Origin of the sequence: Microscilla marina ATCC 23134, assembly GCF_000169175.1 — a bacterium.
In the GTDB taxonomy this organism is placed as follows: domain Bacteria; phylum Bacteroidota; class Bacteroidia; order Cytophagales; family Microscillaceae; genus Microscilla; species Microscilla marina.
Genome location: NZ_AAWS01000112.1, coordinates 1 through 2,732, shown reverse-complemented (window position 1 = coordinate 2,732; position 2,732 = coordinate 1). Strand labels below are relative to the sequence as shown.

At 43.4% G+C, this 2,732-nt stretch carries 3 protein-coding genes; all 3 read right to left on the bottom strand.

Annotation, left to right across the window (positions count from 1 at the left end):
* A partial coding sequence (locus tag M23134_RS37030) for a class IV adenylate cyclase (RefSeq protein ID WP_002706196.1) occupies window positions 1-488 on the bottom strand: 488 nt, incomplete at its 3' end.
* Between the two features lie 342 nt (window positions 489-830).
* Window positions 831-2,468 (bottom strand): leucine-rich repeat domain-containing protein, encoded by a 1,638-nt coding sequence (locus M23134_RS37020; RefSeq protein ID WP_053337467.1) that lies wholly within the window; start codon window positions 2,466-2,468, stop codon window positions 831-833.
* Window positions 2,469-2,507: 39 nt separating this feature from the next.
* Window positions 2,508-2,732, bottom strand: a 225-nt coding sequence (locus M23134_RS37015) for a hypothetical protein (RefSeq protein ID WP_045115093.1), incomplete at its 5' end; no start/stop codon positions are given.

Genomic DNA, 2,732 nt, shown 5'->3' with positions numbered 1-2,732 from the left:
GAAACCTCTACTAAGTCTTCGGCACGAATGCCCAATAGCTGCTGGTAATGCAAACACTGGGCTCTTAAGTCTTCCTCCAGGTGCTCGCCCTTGTTGCCTATAGCCTCAATTTCGGCAAAGCTACCCAATTGGTCTACCTCATCTATATGAAACTTGACATTGTCGATAAAATAAATCTCACGTTTTTTCTTTACTACCACCAACTCACCCAAAGCATTGGTCAAAATTTGTTTGAGGGTAGACTCAGGGTTCGACTTATACAGCAATACTTCTGAAGTTTTGGCTTCTGCCTGATTGGGACGGTAGTATTGAATGAGGTGATTTTCAATGTTGCCTTCCCGCAATTTGAGGCGTCCCTTATGTACTTTAAAATAAGTATCTGTCTGATAATCTACTCCTTTGAAATAGGTCTTGTTTTTTTCTAAAAAAGTCCTGATTTGGTCAGCTTTGGCAGTGCGTGCCTTAATTTCTACTAATAGGTGTTGCATATTTGTACAATGATTTAATTTTTGGTGCCTTACTTGGCAATGAAGCACTCGCTTAAGCCGCAGTTCTCAAAGTTTATACGCAGGTGCTTCACTTTTACCTTTCTTGCTTTTGCAAATATGCGAAAAAATTCATTGATTATAATATTTTGTAGCATTGTTGTTTGCCATGGAGCTTATCAACCCAAATCTTTATTGGAAAGTGTTGTGGGGCATTTTGAGGGTGTTTTTTAGCGCTCGGTTTTATAACAAAGCAGGATTGGTAGCAACACACAAAAACCCAAATCAGTGGCATCCGATTTGGGCTTTCTATTTTATTGAAGAGCGAATTGTTTGCCTTGCCACCTAAAACTTAAGGCCTCTTACTTTGGTATTCACTAAGTTATTTTGCAGCAAGTTGCGCTCACCTAAAGGTAGTTTGTCGAACTGCATTTTAAAGCTTTGTAAGTTTTTTAGATTGCCCAGGCTTTTTGGTAACTTTTGCAGGGTAGAGTTGTTCCACAAGTTGAGCGTTTGAAGGTTTTCGAGCTTGCCCAGGCTTTCGGGCAGTTCGGTAAGCTGGTTATAGGCCAAGTTCATTTTTTTGAGCTTTTTTAAGCCCCCAATGCTCTCTGGTAAGCCTTCCAGGGCATTGCCCCAACTGTCCAGGCTCTCTAGGTTTTGTAACTTACCAATGCTTTCGGGCAATTTGGTCAGGGCATTTTTGCGCAATTGTAAGTTTTTGAGTTTTTCTAACCCACCCAAACTTTCCGGGAGTTTTTTCAACGCATTTTCTCGCAAGTCCAGGCTTTCCAGGTTTTTAAGCTTGCCCAGGCTTTCAGGTAAGCCAACCAAACGGTTAGCATCCAGGTTCAGCCGCTTCAACTGTTGCAAGTTGCCCAGGTTTTTGGGCAGTTGGGTCAGCGCATTGCCTCGCAGGTTCAGTTTTTCAAGCGCCTGGGCATTCGTTAACTCCTGGGGCAGGTTTTGTAAACGGTTGCGCGATAGGTCAAGCTTTTTTAAGGCAGTGAGTTTGCCCAGTTCTTTGGGTACTGTTTTTAAGCGGTTGTTGTACAAGTCTAACTGCTCAAGCTGCTTTAGCTTGCCCAACTCTTTGGGCAAACCTTCTACCCGATTCATTTTCAGGTTAAGCTTTTTTAGCTGTTGCAAGTCTCCAATTTCTTTGGGAACCGTCTTTAGCAAGTTATTTTGCAAATGCAGCTCTTTGAGGCTTTTAAGGCTGCCCAGCTCTTTGGGCAGGGTGCGCAAAGCATTGTTGTTGAGTTTTAACACCTCTAGGTTTTTGAGCTTTTTGAGTTTTTGTACGGGTATTTGGCGCAAGCTGTGTAACTCTAACTTGTATACTTGAGCGGGGGTTTTAAGCGCCTCTTCCAGGTTGGTAAATAGTTTGTTTTTTTTGCGTAACATTTCCCATTGCACCAATAATTTTTTATCGGCCTTGAGGGTAGCGAGCTGGGAGAGCTGAGTCAGTTCAGCGGGTAGTTTTTTGATAGGGTTGCCTACAATATTCAAGTACTTTAATTTATTCAACCTGGCAATGCCTGTTGGCAGTTCCTTTATTTGGTTGTGGGCAAGGTTTAAGGTGTGCAAGTGGCGAAGTTTAAACAAAAACTCAGGCAGTTTGCCCAATTGGTTATGGCTTAAATCTACTATTTGCAAATTTGTGAGTGCAGTTACCTCGCTGTTGATGCTGTCTAGTTGGTCTTGGGCAAGTTTTAGCTCTTGCAAACGGGTAAATACGTGGATATTGCGTGATATGGCTTTGAGTTTTTGCCCCGACAAATCTAAACGGTATACTTTGGTGGGGTCTTTAAGGGCACGTTGCCACGATGTATATACCTTTTCTTTGGCAAGGGCTGCTTCGGTGAGTAGTTGGGGCGGCTGTGCCACTGCTGTAGTGCTCATCAATAAGCTAATGAGCCAGAGGGCGACTATCAAATAGTTCCGATTCTGTGGTAACAATGGTTTGATCTTAAGTTGCATGGGTTTTGTTTTATTTAAAAATAAGCGCCAGTGATTGTTTTACAAAGAGAACCCCAGCCTAAAGCGCCAGGGGCTGGGATAAGGACTCGTGCCTGGGCGGTAGTTGAAATCTCGCAGCAGCGATACATTGATTTGCAACAAACGCAACACCCGCAAACGAATACCTGCCCCTAACAATGGGCTTTGTTGCCACACTCTGGTGGGAGTTCCCTCTGAGTTGGCAGTGAGCAATGCTGGGTTGGGCACGTTGAGCCCTTCATACTC